Genomic DNA, 15,689 nt, shown 5'->3' on the forward strand with positions numbered 1-15,689 from the left:
AAGGCGAGAACACAACCAAAGTGGCGAGACGGCCGGACGGTGACGAGATGACGATTCCAACACCCCGCCCGGTCACCGTCTTCGGCAATGCCCTGACCGCCGCACTCTGGGTTTCGGTCTGCGCCATGACGCCGGAATTCATCTGGCGCGGCGCCCGCGTCGTCGCCCATCACTTCAGCTGGGGTGATGCCGCCTCGGCCCTCCTGATCGGCCTCATCCTCACCTTCTGCATCGAACCCGCGATGGAGCGCGCGCGCCATGCGCTCTTCGGCCACAAGCATGGTGGCCCGGAGGCCTATAGCCCGCTCTTCGCCGCGGCCGCCGGCGTCGCCTTCGCCCTCGCCTCGGTCTGTCTGCATGATGCGATGACGGCCTTTCTCGCGACTCATGCCGAGCAGCACGACCTGCGCAAGGCAGGGCTCGCCCTCGGGCTGCAGATCGCACTGTCCTGGGCGATCGTGCCCTTCTGCACCACCCTGGCCTGGCTCGCCGCGGCCAAGGACCGCGCGGCCTGGCCTGCCGGAGTCGTGGCGCTCCTCATGCCCTTCGGCGCCGCCTGGATCTTCAGCTGGTCGCTCGCCGATACCATGACCACGGCGCTGCCGTGCACGGCCTTCCTCCTGCTCGGCTACCGACAGCTGCGACGCAGCCCCTCCGAACGGTTCTTTCCCCGCGTCGCCCGCGACATCTTGGTCGCGGGCGCGATCTGGCTGCTGCTCGCCCACGCGGTCGATCTGCTGCTGGCGGCAAGCCGCCTCACCGCGTTCCGCCTCTATACCTGGCAGGAACTGTGGATCGACCTGCGCTTCTACCTCGGCTGGTGCATGGGCCTGCTACTGGCGCCCTTTCCCTTCCACCTGGGTCGGCGCCACGCCGCTCAGACGGCTGGGTGACGGGTCAAACGCGCACGCGCCCGGTGCTCCGCGCGCCATGCGCCGTGCCGGCGCGCGGCAATCATACCGGGATTGGCCAGCCCTCTGATAAGTCACGCCAAATTTCATTATTGTAGCAAAATGCGCGCAGTTTGACTGCAAGACCCGCGTTGACAGGAGGAAAACTTCCCAATTAATAAGATTTTTGCGTCGGCCGCCGGAGTGCAGAACGGAGACGCGGACGCAAAAGTCGCGCAAGTAAACAAAAATGTCGCCTCAAAGAGGCGGCGGGGGAGAGCACAGAATGACGTCCTCGATGAAACTCGCGGTCGCCCTTGCGGGTGGCCTGCTGCTCGGAAGTTCCGCCCTCGTCTCCGCGGAAGCGGAGTCCAAGCCCACCATGGTCTTCGTCACCAACGGCGCTTCCGACTTCTGGAAGGCTGCGGCGGCTGGCGTGAAGAAGGCCCAGGCCGAACTGCCGGATTACAAGCTCGAACTGCAATATCCCGATCAGGCAACCGTCGCCTCGCAGAACCAGCTGATGGACAACCTGGCCGCCGCCGGCGTGAAGGCCATCATCGTCTCCGCCGTCGATCCGAAGAACTCTACGGGCGAATTCGACAAGCTCGCGGGCCAGCTCGCCCTCTTCACGACGGACAGCGACGCGCCGCAGACCAAGCGCATCGCCTATGTCGGCTCCTCCAACGTGCTCGCCGGCGAGCAGGCTGCCGAGATCGCGAAGAAGGCCATGCCGAACGGCGGCAAGTGCATGGGCTTCGTCGGTCTCCTCGGCGCGGACAATGCGCGTGAGCGTATCCAGGGCTTCAAGGAAGGCCTCAAGGGCACCGGCATCACCCTGGTCGACGTGCGCGGCGACGACATGGACATGACGCGCGCCAAGTCCAACGTTTCGGACACGCTGGTCGCCAATCCCTCCATCACCTGTCTCGTCGGCTTCTATTCCTACAACACGCCGCAGATCTACGCGGCGCTGAAGGAATCGGGCCAGCTCGGCAAGGTGACCGTCGTCGGTTTCGATGGTGATCCGGTCACCCTCGGCGGCGTCAAGGAAGGCACCATCGCGGGCACCGTGGTGCAGCAGCCCTTCGTCTGGGCCTATCAAGGCATGAAGATGATGGCCGCCTACCTGAAGGGTGACAAGTCCGCCATCCCGGCGAACGGTCTCGACATCATCCCGACCAAGATCGTCAGCAAGGACACGGTCGACGCCTATGCGGCGGAGCAGAAGGCCATGAGCGGCCAGTGATGCCTGGGGCCGCGTCGTCCCCGGCGCGGCCCGTCTCTCTCTTCCGGGCAGGAACGGATCATGAATGACACGATTGCCCCTGCGCCCGCAGAGGCCGCGGCGCCCTGGCTCGTCCTCGAACACGTCAGCAAATCCTATGGCGCCGTCCATGCGCTGATCGATTTTTCGCTCGAAGTCCGGCCAGGTGAAGTCATCGGCATCATCGGCGAGAACGGCGCCGGCAAGTCCACGCTGATGAAGATCCTGGGCGGCGTCATCGCCGCCGACAGCGGCAGCATCACCATCGACGGCACACCGCAAGCGAGCTTCGGCGTGGCCGAAAGCATGGGCGCGGGCATCGCCTTCGTCCACCAGGAACTCAATCTTTTCGACAATCTCGACGTTGCCGCGAACGTGCTGATCGGGCGCGAGAAGCATCGCGGCGGCCCGCTGCCGCTGGTCGACACCCGCGCCCAGCGCGCCGCCGTCGCGCCCCTCCTCGCCCGCGTCGGCGCCAATTTCGGGCCAGCGACGCCCGTTTCCTCCCTCTCCATCGCGCAATGCCAGATGGTGGAGATCGCCAAGGCGCTGTCGATGGATGCACGTCTCGTCATCCTTGATGAGCCAACGTCCAGCCTGCCGCTCGCCGAGACAGAAAAGCTGCTCTCCGTCATCGCCGATTTGAAGGCGCATGGCATCGCGGTCATCTTCATCACGCACAGGTTGCACGAGATCGAACGCGCCGCCGATCGCGTGGTGGGCCTGCGCGACGGCAGGCTTGCCGGCACCCTCGCCCGCGCGGAAATCACCCACGACCGGATGGTCAAGCTCATGATTGGGCGGGACCTGAAACGAAATCCCGGCGCCGAAGGCCATACACCCGGGCCGGTCGTGCTCTCGGCACGCAGCATCCGCACGCCGACCTATCCGGGCCAGGCTGTCGATCTCGACCTGCATGGCGGCGAAATCCTCGGCCTTGCCGGTCTCGTCGGCGCAGGGCGCACTGAACTCGCCCGCGTGCTCTTCGGCATCGATCATGCGAAGGGCGGCAGCATTACCCTGGATGGCGAGACGCTGCGCCTGCGGGACACGGCGGATGCGGTAAAGCGGGGCATCTTCCTCGTGCCCGAAGATCGCAAGCTCTGCGGCGTGCTGCTCGATCTGCCGATCGCGGAGAACATCTCTCTGCCCAATCTGCGGGCACATGCGAAGCGCTGGATGGTCTCTCGCCGAATGGAGGCGGAGACGGCGGAGGCGCAGCGGCGCCACCTCGCGATCAAGGCGGACAAGATCTCGACCCCGGCGCGCGCCCTCTCCGGCGGCAATCAGCAGAAGGTCGTGCTCGCCAAGTGGCTCGCCATGAAGCCGCGCGTCATGATCTTCGACGAGCCAACACGCGGAATCGACATCGGGGCGAAGGCGGAGATCTACCGTCTGATGCGCGGCCTCGCCGATGCCGGCGTCGCCATCCTGATGATCTCGAGCGACATGGAGGAGGTGATCGGCGCCTCCGACCGGATCGCCGTCATGCATGAAGGCCGTATCTCCGGCTTCCTCGAACGCGCCGATTTCAGCGAGGAGAACGTCCTGCTTCTCGCGGTCGGCAAACCTCTCCACGGAAAAGACGCGGCATGAACAAGAAAGATCTCGGCCTTCTCACGCTCATCATCGTGGTCGGCATCATCGTCGCGATCCTCAACCCGCGCTTCCTGCTGCCGATCAACATCTCCAACACCGCGAATCTGGTGGGCCTCTTCGGCATCTCGGCAATCGGCCAGGCCTTCGTCATCATCACCGGCGGCATCGAACTCTCCGTCGGCTCCGTCATCGCGCTGATCGGCGTGCTCTTCGTCGACTTCATCGCGGTGGAGGGCGTGCCCTGGCCGCTAGCCGTGGTGCTGATGCTGGCGCTCGGCGTGCTGTTGGGCCTCGCGCATGGCCTGCTCATCACCAAGCTACGGCTCCAGCCCTTCATCGTGACCCTCTGCGGCCTGCTCATCTATCGCGGCATCGCGCGCTTCTATACCAAGGACGCGACGGCGGGCTTCGGCTTCGGGCAGGATTTCCCCGCGCTCGACTGGCTGACGACGGGGCGGACCGCAGGCGTGCCGCATTCCTTCATCGCCATGCTCATCATCGGCGCCGTGATGTGGGTGGTGCTGCACCGTTCGGTCTTCGGGCGGCATCTCTTCGCCGTCGGCAAGAACGAGGAGGCTGCCCGCTATTCGGGCATCCGCACCACGCGCGTGATCATCTGGGCCTATGTCATCTGCCAGATTCTGACGGCGATCGCCGCCATGTATTTCGCGATGTACACCAGCTCCATCACGCCGGCGAGCCAGGGCAATTTCTACGAGCTCTACGCCATCGCGGCGGCGGTACTGGGCGGCTTCTCCCTGCGTGGCGGCGAAGGCTCGCTGGTCGGCGTCATCCTCGGCGTCGTGCTGCTGCAGGAGCTGCAGAACCTCGTCAACCTGCTCGGCATCCCGTCCTCGCTCAACTTCGCGGTGATGGGCGCGGTCATCCTCATCGGCGTCACCGCCGACCAGCAATGGGGTAATCTGCGCGGCCGGTTCCGCTTCGGCCGCGCGGGGTAATCCTGCAAACGGCGCGTCATCCCGGCCTTGAGCCGGGATCTACCCGGTTGGGGCGCCCCGACAAGTGGATGCCCGGCTCGGGGCCGGGCGTGACGGCGTGGGCGGCAGATCCTGACGATCAGCCGCCCGCTCTCCTCAATCCCCGCAGCCGCAGCCCTTTGCCTCGGCAGGCGCGGCGCTGCCGCAGCAGGCGCGATTGTCGACGCTCTGATGATTCGGTGCCGGCGGCAGGTTCATCGCGATGTTGGTGTCGAAGAAGCCATTCGGCTTGAGCGTGAAACCAGCATATTCCACCGGCATGATGGGGAAGTCCTCCGGCTTGCAGACATGGGTGTGGCCGAAGGAATGCCACAGCACGATGTCCGCATTTTCGATCGGCCGGTCCTGCGCCACGTATTTGGGCAGGCCTTCCCCACCGGCGCTGTTGTTCGGATAGTCGCCGCTGCCGTATTTCTCCGCCGGGTCGAAGGCCGTGACCCAGACGTGCTTGGTGGCGAAGCCGCCGCGCGCACGCACGTAGGAGCCCTCCTGCGCCAGCATCACCGGCGTTGGGGTCGCAACCAGCTTGTAGCCGGTCGGCCGCCCGACGGCGTTCCGGGCATTCGGGTTGATCACCTTCCAGTAGCGCCCGGTCACGCCATCGGCGATGTCGGGTGACTCCATTTCCGTCTTCAACGTGCGCACGCGTACGTCGAAGGCGTTGCCATGGGGGTTGGTCTCGCCGAAGGGGCGCGGATGGAATTCGTGCACCGTCACGCTGTTCGGCCCGCCGTCGACATCCATGTGCAGCCGCGCGCTGAAGAAATGCTGGTGCGAAGGCCCACCGAGATTTTCGGAGACGAGCGCACCTTCCGGGTAGCTGTCGCCGTCTTCCAGCGCCGTCGTCTGGATGATGCCCGTGAGCTTTGCTTCCAGCTGGATGGTGCCGTCCTGGTAGAGATACCAGAAGAAACCGTAGTCGTAATTGCCGACGGTTGCGAAGAAGCTGATGACGAGGCGGCGCGAGCGCCGTACCTCGAAGATGTTGTTGCGGAACTCGTAGTGTTTCCAGAGGATGCCGTAATCCTCCTCATGCATGCAGACGGCGTTCTTCATGACGAAGGGCTGGCCCAGATCGTCCGCCGCCGGCACGTCGAAATAATGAATGAGGCCGAGGCAGTCGCAGCCGAGTTCGAGCTTGTTGGCAAGCCGGCCCAGCCCGTATTCGCCGCCGTCGAAAGCGCTCTTCCAGTAATGGTTCTGTGAGGGGTCGGAATAGGGCACCACCATTTCCGTCACGGAGCCGCGGAACATCACCGGGCGCAAACGCTCCCCGTCCTGAATCGCCAGTTCGTGCAGCACCAGCCCTTCGCGCGGCGTGAAGCCGACGCGGAAGCTCCAGCCCTGCCAGCGCACCTGATAGCCCTCCACCGTGAAGCTCGGCCCCTCCGGCTGCACGATGTTCAACGGCTTCACGTCTGTCCGCGTCTCGGGATAGGCCTCGCGCCCATAGTTGTGCGGCTTGCGCGGCACCGGCACGGCCTTTTCCTCGTCCACGAGATCGACCACGCGCCCGGCCGTGAGATCGACGACCGCGACGACGCCATCGATCGGATGCGCATAGCCATTGTCGCGGATGTCGCTGCGCCAGAAGGCGATGGCGCGCACGATACGGCGGCCCTTCTCGAAATCCCGTCCGAAATAGCCCGAGGAGAAGGGATCGACCTGCACGAGGTCGATATCGGCGTCGGTCAGGCCCCGGCGCTTCACCGCCGCCCGCCAGCCGGCATCCGCCTTCACCAGCCGCTCGCACAGCTCGAATTCCTCGATCATGATCGGCGGCTGGCCGTAGGGCGCCTCGCCCGTCGGTATGATCTTGTGTTCGGCGACCGTGCCGGCGGTGAGATCGACGATCGCTTCCGACACTTCGGCGCTATCCATCTCGATCACGTTGAGGAAGGCGCGGCGGGGCAAGGGCTGGCCCGCCCGCCAGGCGGAGAGTTCGGTCTTGCTCGGCTCCTCCAGCCGCACGATCGGAAAGCGATGCCGCGGCCCCAGAGACCGGGCCTCTTTCAGAATGGCGACGGCGGCGCTGATCTCCTCGAGGCTGAGCAGATCGAGCGGATGGGAGGCCGAAATCGAGACCGAGACGTCCATGGGGCGATCCTTCACTGGGGCAGCCCAGGCTAGAGAGCGCGCGTGACGCCGCGAATGACAAAACGCGCCCGGTGATCGATAATTCGCGCCAGTCGGGCCGCTCGTCGTCGCTTCCAATCGGCACGGCTCTTGCTTTGCCATAGGCCTGTCCCTCCGTCGCTCGAGGTATCGCCATGCCGCCGCGCCCGACCCCGCCTGCCCGCTTCGCGACCATCCGTGCCTCGGTCCCCGCCATGCTGCTGCGGGTTCTGCCGGAGGAGGATGCCCGGCTCGACCGTCTGCTGCATGGCCGCGGCCTGTCCCGCGCGCAGTTGCAGGACCCGTACGAATGCGTGCCCATCGCGCGCTATATCGGCCTGCTCGAAGACGCTGCCGAAGCGCTCGGCCGGCCGCTGCTTGGCTGCGAGATCGGCCTTGCCATGAAGCCGAACGACATCGGCGCGCTCGGCATCCTTTTCACCACCTCGGGCAGCATCGCCGCCGCCTTCCGCCGCATGGCGGCCTTCCTCGTCTCCCTGCAAGGCAGCACCATTTCGGGCCTCGTCGAGGAGGAGGATACGGTCTCCTGGGTCTATCAGCTCTCCGATGCACGGCTTTGGCCGCGGCGCCAGGATACGGAGCTGACCTTCGCCGCCAGCTGCCAGCTGGTGCGCCTCGGCTTCCGCCCGCGCTGGGCGCCGCGCGCGGTTCATTTCGAACATGCCGATGCCGGCCAGGGCGCCGCACTCGAGAAGATCTTCCGCGCCCCCATCTTCTTCGGCCAGCCGAGCAACCGCCTGGTGATGGACCGGACGGAGGCGGAGCATCTGCATCGCCACGAGGATGCCGGGCTGATCGCCGTGCTGGAGCGGCATCTGCAGGATCTGATGCCCGAGCGCGAAACGCCGGAGGAGACGCTGCGCGAACAGGTGCGCTCGGCCGTCGCCATCCTGCTCGGCCACCAGCCGGTGACGCTGCCGCGCATTGCGGCGGAACTCGGCCTGTCGCCGCGCACGCTGCAGCGACGGCTCGCGGCCGGTGGCACCTCGCTGCAAGCGCTCGTGCGCGAACAGCGGCAGCGGATCGCCCTACATCACCTGGAAAGCGGCCGTCTGCCCTGCGCGCAGATCGCCGAGGCGCTGGGCTATGCCGACAGCACGGTCTTCTGGCGCGCCATGAAGGGCTGGACCGGCCAAGCGCCCACGGCGCTCGCCCGCGGCGGAGCCGTGCCATGACGGCGGCCTGGGTCTCCGGCTTGCGCTGGCCCGTGCTCGCCGCCGCCGCTGCCAGCCTGCTCGGTCTCGCACTGCATCCGATGGGGGTCTTCGACATGCCGATGGCGCCCGCTGGTGCCTCCGGGCTCGCCCTCGCCGCCGCCGATTTCGCGCCCGTTGGGCGGATGGCGGCGCTGATGACGCTGCTCGGCGTGCTGCTGCCCTGCCCCGCTTTGCTGCGGTCGCCACAGGGGCTGCTGCGGCTCGCGGCCTGGCTGCTCGGGCTGACGCTCTTCGGCCTGCTCGACATGCAGGCCGGCATGGCGGCGATGATGACGAGCGACACCACGCTGCAGACGGTGCTGACCTACGGGCCGCTCTTCGCCGGTCTCGCCTTCGCCTGCTTCCTGCCGGGCAGCCACGGTCTCTGCGTCGCCGCGATGCTGGCGATGACCCATTTCGGCCTCATGGCCTGGCCCTGGCTCGGGCTGTGCGCCCTGCTCGCCGCCTTTAGCCTGGGCCAGGCGCCAAGCCGGGCTGCGGCGCCATGACGCCGGACCGCTTCAACCGCTTCTGCGCCACGCTGCCGGGCGCGCAACACCTCGTGCAATGGGGCGGATCCGACGTCTGGAAGGTCGGCCCCAAGGTCTTCGCCATCGGCGTGCGGCAGCAACGGCGGATGCTGGTCACCTTCAAAGTGAGCCCCATGGCCTACGACCTGCTGCGCGAGCAGCCGGGGCTGCGGCCGGCGCCCTATCTCGCCTCGCGCGGGCTCTCCTGGATTCAAGAATACGAGACGCCGGGCCTGCCGGAGGCCGACCTCCGCGCCTATCTCACTGAATCGCACCGGCTGGTCGCGGCGGGGCTGAGCCGCCGCCAGCGCCGCCTGCTCGGCCTCGCCGAGGGCTGACGGCAGGCGGCCGATCCGCTAGCCTCGCCCGATGAAAAAGATCGGTTTCCTATCCTTCGGCCACTGGACCCCCTCGCCGCAATCCGGCACGCGCTCGGCCGCCGACGTGCTCTTGCAGTCGATCGACCTCGCGGTCGCCGCCGAGGCGCTCGGCGCCGATGGCGCCTATTTCCGCGTGCACCATTTCGCGCGCCAGCTCTCGGCACCCTTCCCGCTGCTCGCCGCCGTCGCCGCCCGCACCAAGACGATCGAGATCGGCACCGGCGTCATCGACATGCGCTACGAGAACCCGCTCTACATGGCGGAGGAAGCGAGTGCCGCGGATTTCATCTCCGGCGGCCGCCTTCAGCTCGGCATCAGCCGCGGCTCGCCCGAACAGGTGATCGATGGCTGGCGCTATTTCGGCTACGCGCCGGCCGAGGGCGAGACGGATGCCGACATGGGTCGCCGCCATACGGAAGTGCTGCTCGACGTGCTGCGCGGCAAAGGCTTCGCGCAGCCCAATCCGCGGCCGATGTTCCCGAACCCGCCGGGCCTGCTGCGGCCTGAGCCGATTTCGGAAGGTCTACGCGACCGGCTATGGTGGGGCGCAGGCTCCAACGCCACCGCCGTCTGGGCAGCGCAGCTCGGCCTCAACCTGCAAAGCTCGACGCTCAAGGACGATGAAACCGGCGAGCCCTTCCACATTCAGCAGGCGGCGCAGATCCGGGCCTTCCGGGAGGCCTGGACGGCGGCGGGACATACCCGCACCCCGCGCGTCTCCGTCAGCCGCAGCATCTTCGCACTGGTGAACGACATGGACCGCGCCTATTTCGGCCGCGGCGGTAAGGAGGAGGACCAGATCGGCTTCATCGACGACAAGACCCGCGCGATCTTCGGCCGCAGCTACGCCGCCGAACCCGATCAGTTGATCGAGCAATTGCGCACGGACGAAGCCATCGCCGAGGCCGACACGCTGCTGCTCACCGTGCCGAACCAGCTCGGCGTGGAGTACAACGCCCATGTCATCGAGGCGATTCTCACCTACGTCGCGCCGGCTCTCGGCTGGCGATAAAACACGTCATCCGCGCCGCGCCTTCACCGTCACCCCGCTCCTCCTTCGCCGTCATCCCCGGCCCCGAGCCGGGGATCTACCCATCGCGGCGCCCCGACGGGTCGATGCCCGGCATAAAGCCGGGCATGACGACCTGATGGACGGATCGGGTTTTGACCGCGCATTCCACGCATCGTCATCCCCGTGCTTGTCACGGGGCTCTACCCGTCGCGGCACCCCCGACGGGTGGGTGCCATCACGCGATCGTATAGCCGCCGTCGACCACGAGGTTTTCGCCGTTGATGAGGCCGGCAGCGCCGCTCGCGAGATAGAGCACGGCATGGGCGATTTCCTCGACCTCGCCGAAGCGGCCCACCGGGATCTTCGCGCGGAAGGCAGTGCCCTTCTCGCCCGCCCAAACCTCGCGCCCCATGGCCGTGTTCACCACCGTCGGCGAGATGGTGTTGGAGGTGATGCCATGCGGCCCCCATTCGAGCGCCAGCACCTTGCTCATGCCGATGATGCCGGCCTTGCTCGCCGTGTAGGCGATATGACCGTCGAGCGCGACCAGCGCCGCCTGGGAGGCCATGCTGATGATGCGGCCATAGTTCCGCGCGATCATGTGGCGACCCGCGGCCTGCGAGAAGAGGAAGGCGGCGCGCAGGTTGATGGCGAAGGTCGCATCCCACCGGGCGATGGTGAAATCCGTCGCCGGGGCGATGGGCGCGATGCCGACGTTGTTGACCAGAATGTCGATGCGGCCATTTTCGCCGGCAATTTCGTCCACCGCCGCATGCACGGCGGCGTCGTCCCGCACGTCGACAGCCAGGCCGTAGCTCTCATTGCCCAGCGCCTCGGCAATCTCCGAGACCTGCGGGTTCTGGTCGACGATGACGACGCGCGCGCCCTGCTCCGCGAGCAACGTGGAGATGGCAAGGCCGATGCCCTGGGCGCCGCCGGTGACGATGGCGACCTGGCCGGTCAGATCATAGAATTTGGTGAGACTGCTCGACATGCTTGTTCCCTTGGGATCGGACAGGATCGCGGTCTATGGCTGCACGTCGGCGACGATGACCGCGCGCCGCGTCTCATGCAGCTTGCTCAGGTCCTGCGGTGAAATACCGGAATCGGTGATGACGACGTCGAACTCCGCCACCGCATCGACGCGGTGCAGGGCGGTCGCGCCGAACTTCTGGCTGTTGACGAGAAGCACCCGCTGGTCGGCGATGGCGAGCATCGCCTGTTTGCTCTTCGCCACCTCCTCCTCCGGATGGTAGACGGTATTCTCCCAGACGCTCTGTGCCGAGATGAACACGGTGTTGGCGCGCAAATTCTGCGTCGCCTGTTCGCAGACCAGGCCGAAGAAGCCGTGGTAATGCTGCTTGTAGGTGCCGCCGAGGCAGATCACCGTCTTGCCCTGGCCGCTGCGCAGGCGTTCGAGCGGACCGAGCCCGTTGGTGATGACGGTGAGCGGCTCGAGCGCCGCCAACTCCTCGGCCAGGAAGGTGCAGGTGCTGGAATCGTCGATCACGACGATCTGGCCCGGCTGCACCAGCCCCGCCGCGGCCCGCGCGATGGCGCGCTTCTCCGGCACCGCCATGGTGCCGCGCTGGACGAATTCCGTCTCGACCAGATGGAGCGAGCTGACGCGCGCCCCGCCATGCACCTTGCGAACGAAGCCCTGTTCGGCAAGGGCATCGAGATCGCGATGCACGGTCATGCGGCTGACGCCGAAGCGCTCGGCCAGTTCGTCGACCTGCGCGGAGGTCTCCCGCAGCAGCAGTTGCAGGATGCGATGGCGCCGATCGTCGACGCCCCGGCCCCGCTGACTGTCCTCACCCATGGCAGACCCCGCTTCGTCGACAGAGACCGCGGCCCTCACAGGCGAGGGCCGCGATCTTAGTCTGCCTTACTGGTGGCCGTAATCGCCAGAGGCGAGGTTCTGGTTGATCAGCTCGGGCAGGGTCTTCAGGAAGGCGTCGAAATTGCCGTACATCTGCGAATAGTAGTGCTCGATGTTGGCCTTGGTCAGTTCCGGCATGATGAACATGGCGTTCGCCGGGATCGGCTTGCCCTGGATCTTGTTCACCGCCACCTGCACGGCCATGCCGAGTTCCAGCGGGCCATCCTGCAGGTTGCTTTCGAGCTCGGTGCCATCGCGCACGGCGCGCATGCCGTCCTTGATGCCGTCCGTGCCGGTGACCGGGATCTTGCCGGCCAGACCTTTTTCCTTCAGCGCCTGGATGGCGCCGATCGCCATGTCGTCATTCTCGGCGATGACGCCGTTGATCTGGTTGCCGTAGCGGGACAGCCAGTCCTGCATGATGCTGTAGGCCTTGTTGCGCGCCCAGTTGCCGGGCTGGATCGCCAGCACCTTTACGTCCGGGTTCTGCGCCAGCACGTCCTTGATGCCCTTGGTGCGGTCGATTTCGCCGGACTGGCCGAGCGGCCCCTGCAGGATCACGACATTGCCCTTGCCGCCGAGCGCCGCGACCATGTGCTTCGCCTCGTTGGCGCCGGCCTTCACGTCATCCGGGCCGACATAGGAGGCGATGTAGGGGGTCGCATCCGGGCTCGCCGTCAGGTTGGTCACGATCACCGGGATGCCAGCTTCCTTCGCGGCCTTGATCTGCGGCGTCAGCGTCGCAGAGTTCACCGGCGCCACGATGATGGCGTCCACCTTGCGGTTGATGAACTGCTGGAACTGCGAGATCTGGGCATTCACATCCATGCCGGCGCTGTTCCACAGCAGCTTCGCGTGGTTGGCGTCCGCCACCTTCTCCGCCCCGCGCTTACCGAGCGAGATAAAGGAGGACATGTCATAGACCGTGAAGCCGATGACGGGGTTCTTCGCATCGGCGAAAGCCGGTGCGCTGGCGGCGACGCCGAAAGAGATCGCGGCGCCCGCGAGCAGGGTTTTGACGAACTTGGACGGCATGGGTTTCCTCCGTTATTGCCGTGGTGGCGGCCGGCATCCGCAGCCCCTCCCGGGCCGCGGATGCGGATGGGTCGGGTGCGGCGGGGTCAGTCGTCCCCGCGGTTGACGAGGCTGTCGATGAAGACCGCACCGATGATGATCAGGCCCTTCACGATGAGCTGGTAGAAGGGCGAGACGTTGATGATGTTCAGGCCGTTGTCGAGCACACCGATGATCAGAAAGCCGAAGACGGTGCCGATGATCGAGCCGCGGCCGCCGGCAAGGCTGATACCGCCGATGACCGCCGCGGCGATCGCATTCAGCTCGTAGCCCGTGCCGTTGGTGGCGATGCCGGCGGTGGCGCGGGCGGCCAGGATGACGCCGGCGACACCCGCGAGCAGGCCTGAGATGGTGTAGACCGCGAAGCGGTTGGCGCGCAGATTGACGCCCGCGACGCGTGCCGCATGCGGATTGCCGCCGACCGCGTAGATATGCATGCCGAACTTGGTGCGGGCCAGGATGACCCAGGCAATCAGCACCACCACCACCATGACGGCGACGGGGATCGAAATGCCATAGATCGTGCCGCTCAGCGCCAGGAACTGATCCGACAGGCCCGAGATCGGCTGGCCGTCGCTCGCGACGAAGGCAAGGCCGGAGGCGACCGTCATGTTGCCCAGCGTCGCAACGAAGGGCGGCACCCGGGCGAAGGCCACCAGCAGACCGTTGAAGGCGCCGATGGCGGCGCCCGCCAGCACGCCGAGGCCAATCGCCTCGGCGCAGGTCAGCGCACCGTCATTCTGCGCGAAGAGCGCGGCCACCACGCCGGCGAGGCCGACGATCGAGCCCACGGAGAGGTCGATACCGCCAGTCAGGATCACGAAGGTCGCCCCCGTCGCCAGCAGCGCATTGCCCGCCACCTGGATGAGGATGACGTTCATGTTGGAGAGCGTCAGGAAGGACTCGTTGGAGATCGCGAGCGTCACCAGGAAGACGGCCAGGATGATGACGAGCGCATAGCGCAGCGCGAAGCGTCCGATCTGCGGCGCGGAGAAGCCGCGGCCGCCGCTGGCGGAAACGGCCTCGGGCGAGACACTATTGGATTGCATTGGTCGACTTTCCCATCGCCAGCCGCAGGATCGCTTCCTGCTCCAGCTCGTTCTTCTTCAATTCCCCCATGATGCCGCCTTCCCGGATGACGAGAACGCGGTGGCTGAGGTTGATCAGTTCCGGCATGTCGGAGGAGGCGAGCAGAACCGCCACCCCCTGCGCCGCGAGATCGTTGATCAGACGATAGAGTTCGCTGCGCGCGCCGACGTCGATGCCGCGCGTCGGCTCATCGAGGATGAGGAGCCGCGGCGTGCCGGTGACGAGCCATCGGGCCAGCGCCACCTTCTGCTGGTTGCCGCCCGAGAGATGGCCCACCTTCTGGTTCAGCGAGGCATAGGCGACCCGCGTGCGCTTCAGCACATCGAGCGAGAGCGTCCGGCGCTTGCCGTTTTCCAGCACGCCGCCCGCGCTCGTGAAGGAATCGAGATGCGGCAGGGTGACGTTGTCGAGAATGGAGAGCGAGGTCAGGATGCCGGACAGCTTGCGGTCTTCCGGCACCATGGCGACGCCCCGGCGGATCGACTCCTGCATATGGCCGAGGCGGAGCGGCTTGCCGTCCAGCAACACCTGGCCGGTGGCGCGGCGCATGCCGTAGATCGCTTCCAGCATCTCGCTGCGCCCGGCGCCAACGAGGCCGCCAAGGCCGAGAATCTCGCCCTCCTTCACGGTGAAGGAGACCGATGACTTATAGCCATGCACCTGCAGATCGCGCACCTCGAGCACGGGCTTGGTGCTTTCGGTGACGGTGCGATCGGGGAAGAGTTCGGTGATTTCCCGCCCCACCATGTCGGCGATGATCTGCTTTTCGGTGAGCGACTTAGTGGGCGCGTGGCGGATGATGGCACCGTCGCGCATGATGGCGACGGTGTCCGAAATTTCCTCGATCTCTTCCATCCGGTGGCTGGTGTAGAGGATGCAGGCGCCATCCGCGCGCAGCCGGCGGATGACGCGGAAGAGCTGCTCCACTTCCCGCCCACTGAGGGAGGAGGTCGGCTCGTCCATCAGGATGATCCGCGCCTGGCGCGACGTCGCCTTGAGGATCTCGATCATCTGCGTCGTCGCGACGTTGAGACGTTTCATGGGCAGCGTGGGATCGACCGAAAGGCCCACGCCCTCCATCATCGCCGCGGCTTCCTCCACCATCTGGCGGCGGCGCAGCAGGCCGAAGCCACTGCTCTTCTCGCGCCCGATCATCAGATTCTGCCAGACCTTCATGTCGGGGATCGGCGCAAGCTCCTGCGGGATGATCGAAACACCGAGCGCCTGGGCGTGGCGCGCATCGAAACGGCGGATCGGCTCACCAAAGAGCGCAAGCTGCCCGGAATCGGGATGCACTTGGCCGGAGATGATCTTGAAGAGGGTCGATTTGCCGGCACCGTTCTCACCCGCCAGGACATTCACCGTGCCGCGCGCGAAACGCACGGAGATGTCGCGCAGAACCGGCACGCCTTCGTAGGATTTGGTCAGACGGCTGCAATCGACCACGATGTCCGCGGCGTCGCTGCTCGCCTGTGATGACAGAGCCGCGCTCACGCCCGGCGCTTTCGCGGCTGCGCATGACCGTTCTTGACCGGCTGCATTCCCGTTCCTCCACTCCATCGGCGCGCAAGCGCGCCTCGGGATTCGACCCCTTCGTTGAGATCAAATTATCACATGCCCGGCGGTCCGCAATCGG

At 66.3% G+C, this 15,689-nt stretch carries 14 protein-coding genes; 8 read left to right on the forward strand and 6 right to left on the reverse strand.

Annotation, left to right across the window (positions count from 1 at the left end; translation table 11 throughout):
- Window positions 1–47 precede the first annotated feature (47 nt).
- The 4 genes from ACYQ6W_RS20435 (at window position 48) to ACYQ6W_RS20450 (ending at window position 4,715) form a co-directional block, all read left to right on the forward strand.
- Window positions 48–893: a hypothetical protein gene (locus ACYQ6W_RS20435; protein ID WP_459677907.1), complete on the forward strand. Its 846-nt coding sequence runs from the start codon at window positions 48–50 to the stop codon at window positions 891–893.
- A gap of 283 nt (window positions 894–1,176) precedes the next feature.
- Window positions 1,177–2,139: a sugar-binding protein gene (locus ACYQ6W_RS20440; RefSeq protein WP_459677908.1), complete on the forward strand. Its 963-nt coding sequence runs from the start codon at window positions 1,177–1,179 to the stop codon at window positions 2,137–2,139.
- Window positions 2,140–2,199: 60 nt separating this feature from the next.
- Complete coding sequence (locus ACYQ6W_RS20445; protein WP_459677909.1) at window positions 2,200–3,753, forward strand: sugar ABC transporter ATP-binding protein; 1,554 nt, start codon at window positions 2,200–2,202, stop codon at window positions 3,751–3,753.
- Window positions 3,750–4,715 carry an ABC transporter permease gene (locus ACYQ6W_RS20450; protein WP_459677910.1) on the forward strand — a complete coding sequence of 322 codons (966 nt, stop codon included), beginning with the start codon at window positions 3,750–3,752 and terminating at the stop codon, window positions 4,713–4,715. The genes ACYQ6W_RS20445 and ACYQ6W_RS20450 overlap by 4 nt, the downstream gene beginning before the upstream one ends.
- A gap of 135 nt (window positions 4,716–4,850) precedes the next feature.
- Here the strand turns inward: ACYQ6W_RS20450 and ACYQ6W_RS20455 are convergent, their stop codons facing one another.
- Window positions 4,851–6,851: a primary-amine oxidase gene (locus ACYQ6W_RS20455; protein ID WP_459677911.1), complete on the reverse strand. Its 2,001-nt coding sequence runs from the start codon at window positions 6,849–6,851 to the stop codon at window positions 4,851–4,853.
- Between the two features lie 173 nt (window positions 6,852–7,024).
- Between ACYQ6W_RS20455 and ACYQ6W_RS20460 the strand changes: the two genes are divergently transcribed.
- From ACYQ6W_RS20460 to ACYQ6W_RS20475, 4 genes are read left to right on the forward strand one after another with little or no spacing between them, the layout of a single operon-like run.
- Window positions 7,025–8,065, forward strand: a complete 1,041-nt coding sequence (locus tag ACYQ6W_RS20460; RefSeq protein WP_459677912.1) for an AraC family transcriptional regulator — start codon at window positions 7,025–7,027, stop codon at window positions 8,063–8,065.
- A complete protein-coding gene (locus ACYQ6W_RS20465; RefSeq protein WP_459677913.1) occupies window positions 8,062–8,595 on the forward strand; it encodes a hypothetical protein in 534 nt (177 codons plus the stop codon). Before ACYQ6W_RS20460 ends, ACYQ6W_RS20465 begins: the two co-directional genes overlap by 4 nt.
- Window positions 8,592–8,954: an MmcQ/YjbR family DNA-binding protein gene (locus ACYQ6W_RS20470; RefSeq protein ID WP_459677914.1), complete on the forward strand. Its 363-nt coding sequence runs from the start codon at window positions 8,592–8,594 to the stop codon at window positions 8,952–8,954. Before ACYQ6W_RS20465 ends, ACYQ6W_RS20470 begins: the two co-directional genes overlap by 4 nt.
- 31 nt (window positions 8,955–8,985) lie before the next feature.
- Window positions 8,986–10,008 (forward strand): LLM class flavin-dependent oxidoreductase, encoded by a 1,023-nt coding sequence (locus ACYQ6W_RS20475; RefSeq protein ID WP_459677915.1) that lies wholly within the window; start codon window positions 8,986–8,988, stop codon window positions 10,006–10,008.
- 235 nt (window positions 10,009–10,243) lie between these two features.
- On the opposite strand, the gene ACYQ6W_RS20480 is transcribed toward ACYQ6W_RS20475, so the two are convergent.
- The 5 genes from ACYQ6W_RS20480 to ACYQ6W_RS20500 form a co-directional block, all read right to left on the reverse strand.
- Window positions 10,244–11,002 carry a GolD/DthD family dehydrogenase gene (locus ACYQ6W_RS20480; protein WP_459677916.1) on the reverse strand — a complete coding sequence of 253 codons (759 nt, stop codon included), beginning with the start codon at window positions 11,000–11,002 and terminating at the stop codon, window positions 10,244–10,246.
- A gap of 33 nt (window positions 11,003–11,035) precedes the next feature.
- The gene (locus ACYQ6W_RS20485) at window positions 11,036–11,830 is read right to left on the reverse strand and encodes a DeoR/GlpR family DNA-binding transcription regulator (RefSeq protein WP_459677917.1); all 795 of its coding nucleotides are present in this window, start codon (window positions 11,828–11,830) and stop codon (window positions 11,036–11,038) included.
- A 66-nt stretch (window positions 11,831–11,896) separates the two neighbouring features.
- The gene (locus ACYQ6W_RS20490) at window positions 11,897–12,925 is read right to left on the reverse strand and encodes a substrate-binding domain-containing protein (RefSeq protein ID WP_459677918.1); all 1,029 of its coding nucleotides are present in this window, start codon (window positions 12,923–12,925) and stop codon (window positions 11,897–11,899) included.
- 86 nt (window positions 12,926–13,011) lie between these two features.
- On the reverse strand, window positions 13,012–14,013 hold the full coding sequence (locus ACYQ6W_RS20495) for an ABC transporter permease (RefSeq protein WP_459677919.1): 1,002 nt from the start codon (window positions 14,011–14,013) through the stop codon (window positions 13,012–13,014).
- Window positions 14,000–15,547 carry a sugar ABC transporter ATP-binding protein gene (locus ACYQ6W_RS20500; RefSeq protein WP_459677921.1) on the reverse strand — a complete coding sequence of 516 codons (1,548 nt, stop codon included), beginning with the start codon at window positions 15,545–15,547 and terminating at the stop codon, window positions 14,000–14,002. Before ACYQ6W_RS20500 ends, ACYQ6W_RS20495 begins: the two co-directional genes overlap by 14 nt.
- Window positions 15,548–15,689 lie beyond the last annotated feature (142 nt).

The organism is Acidisoma sp. 7E03, from assembly GCF_054665075.1.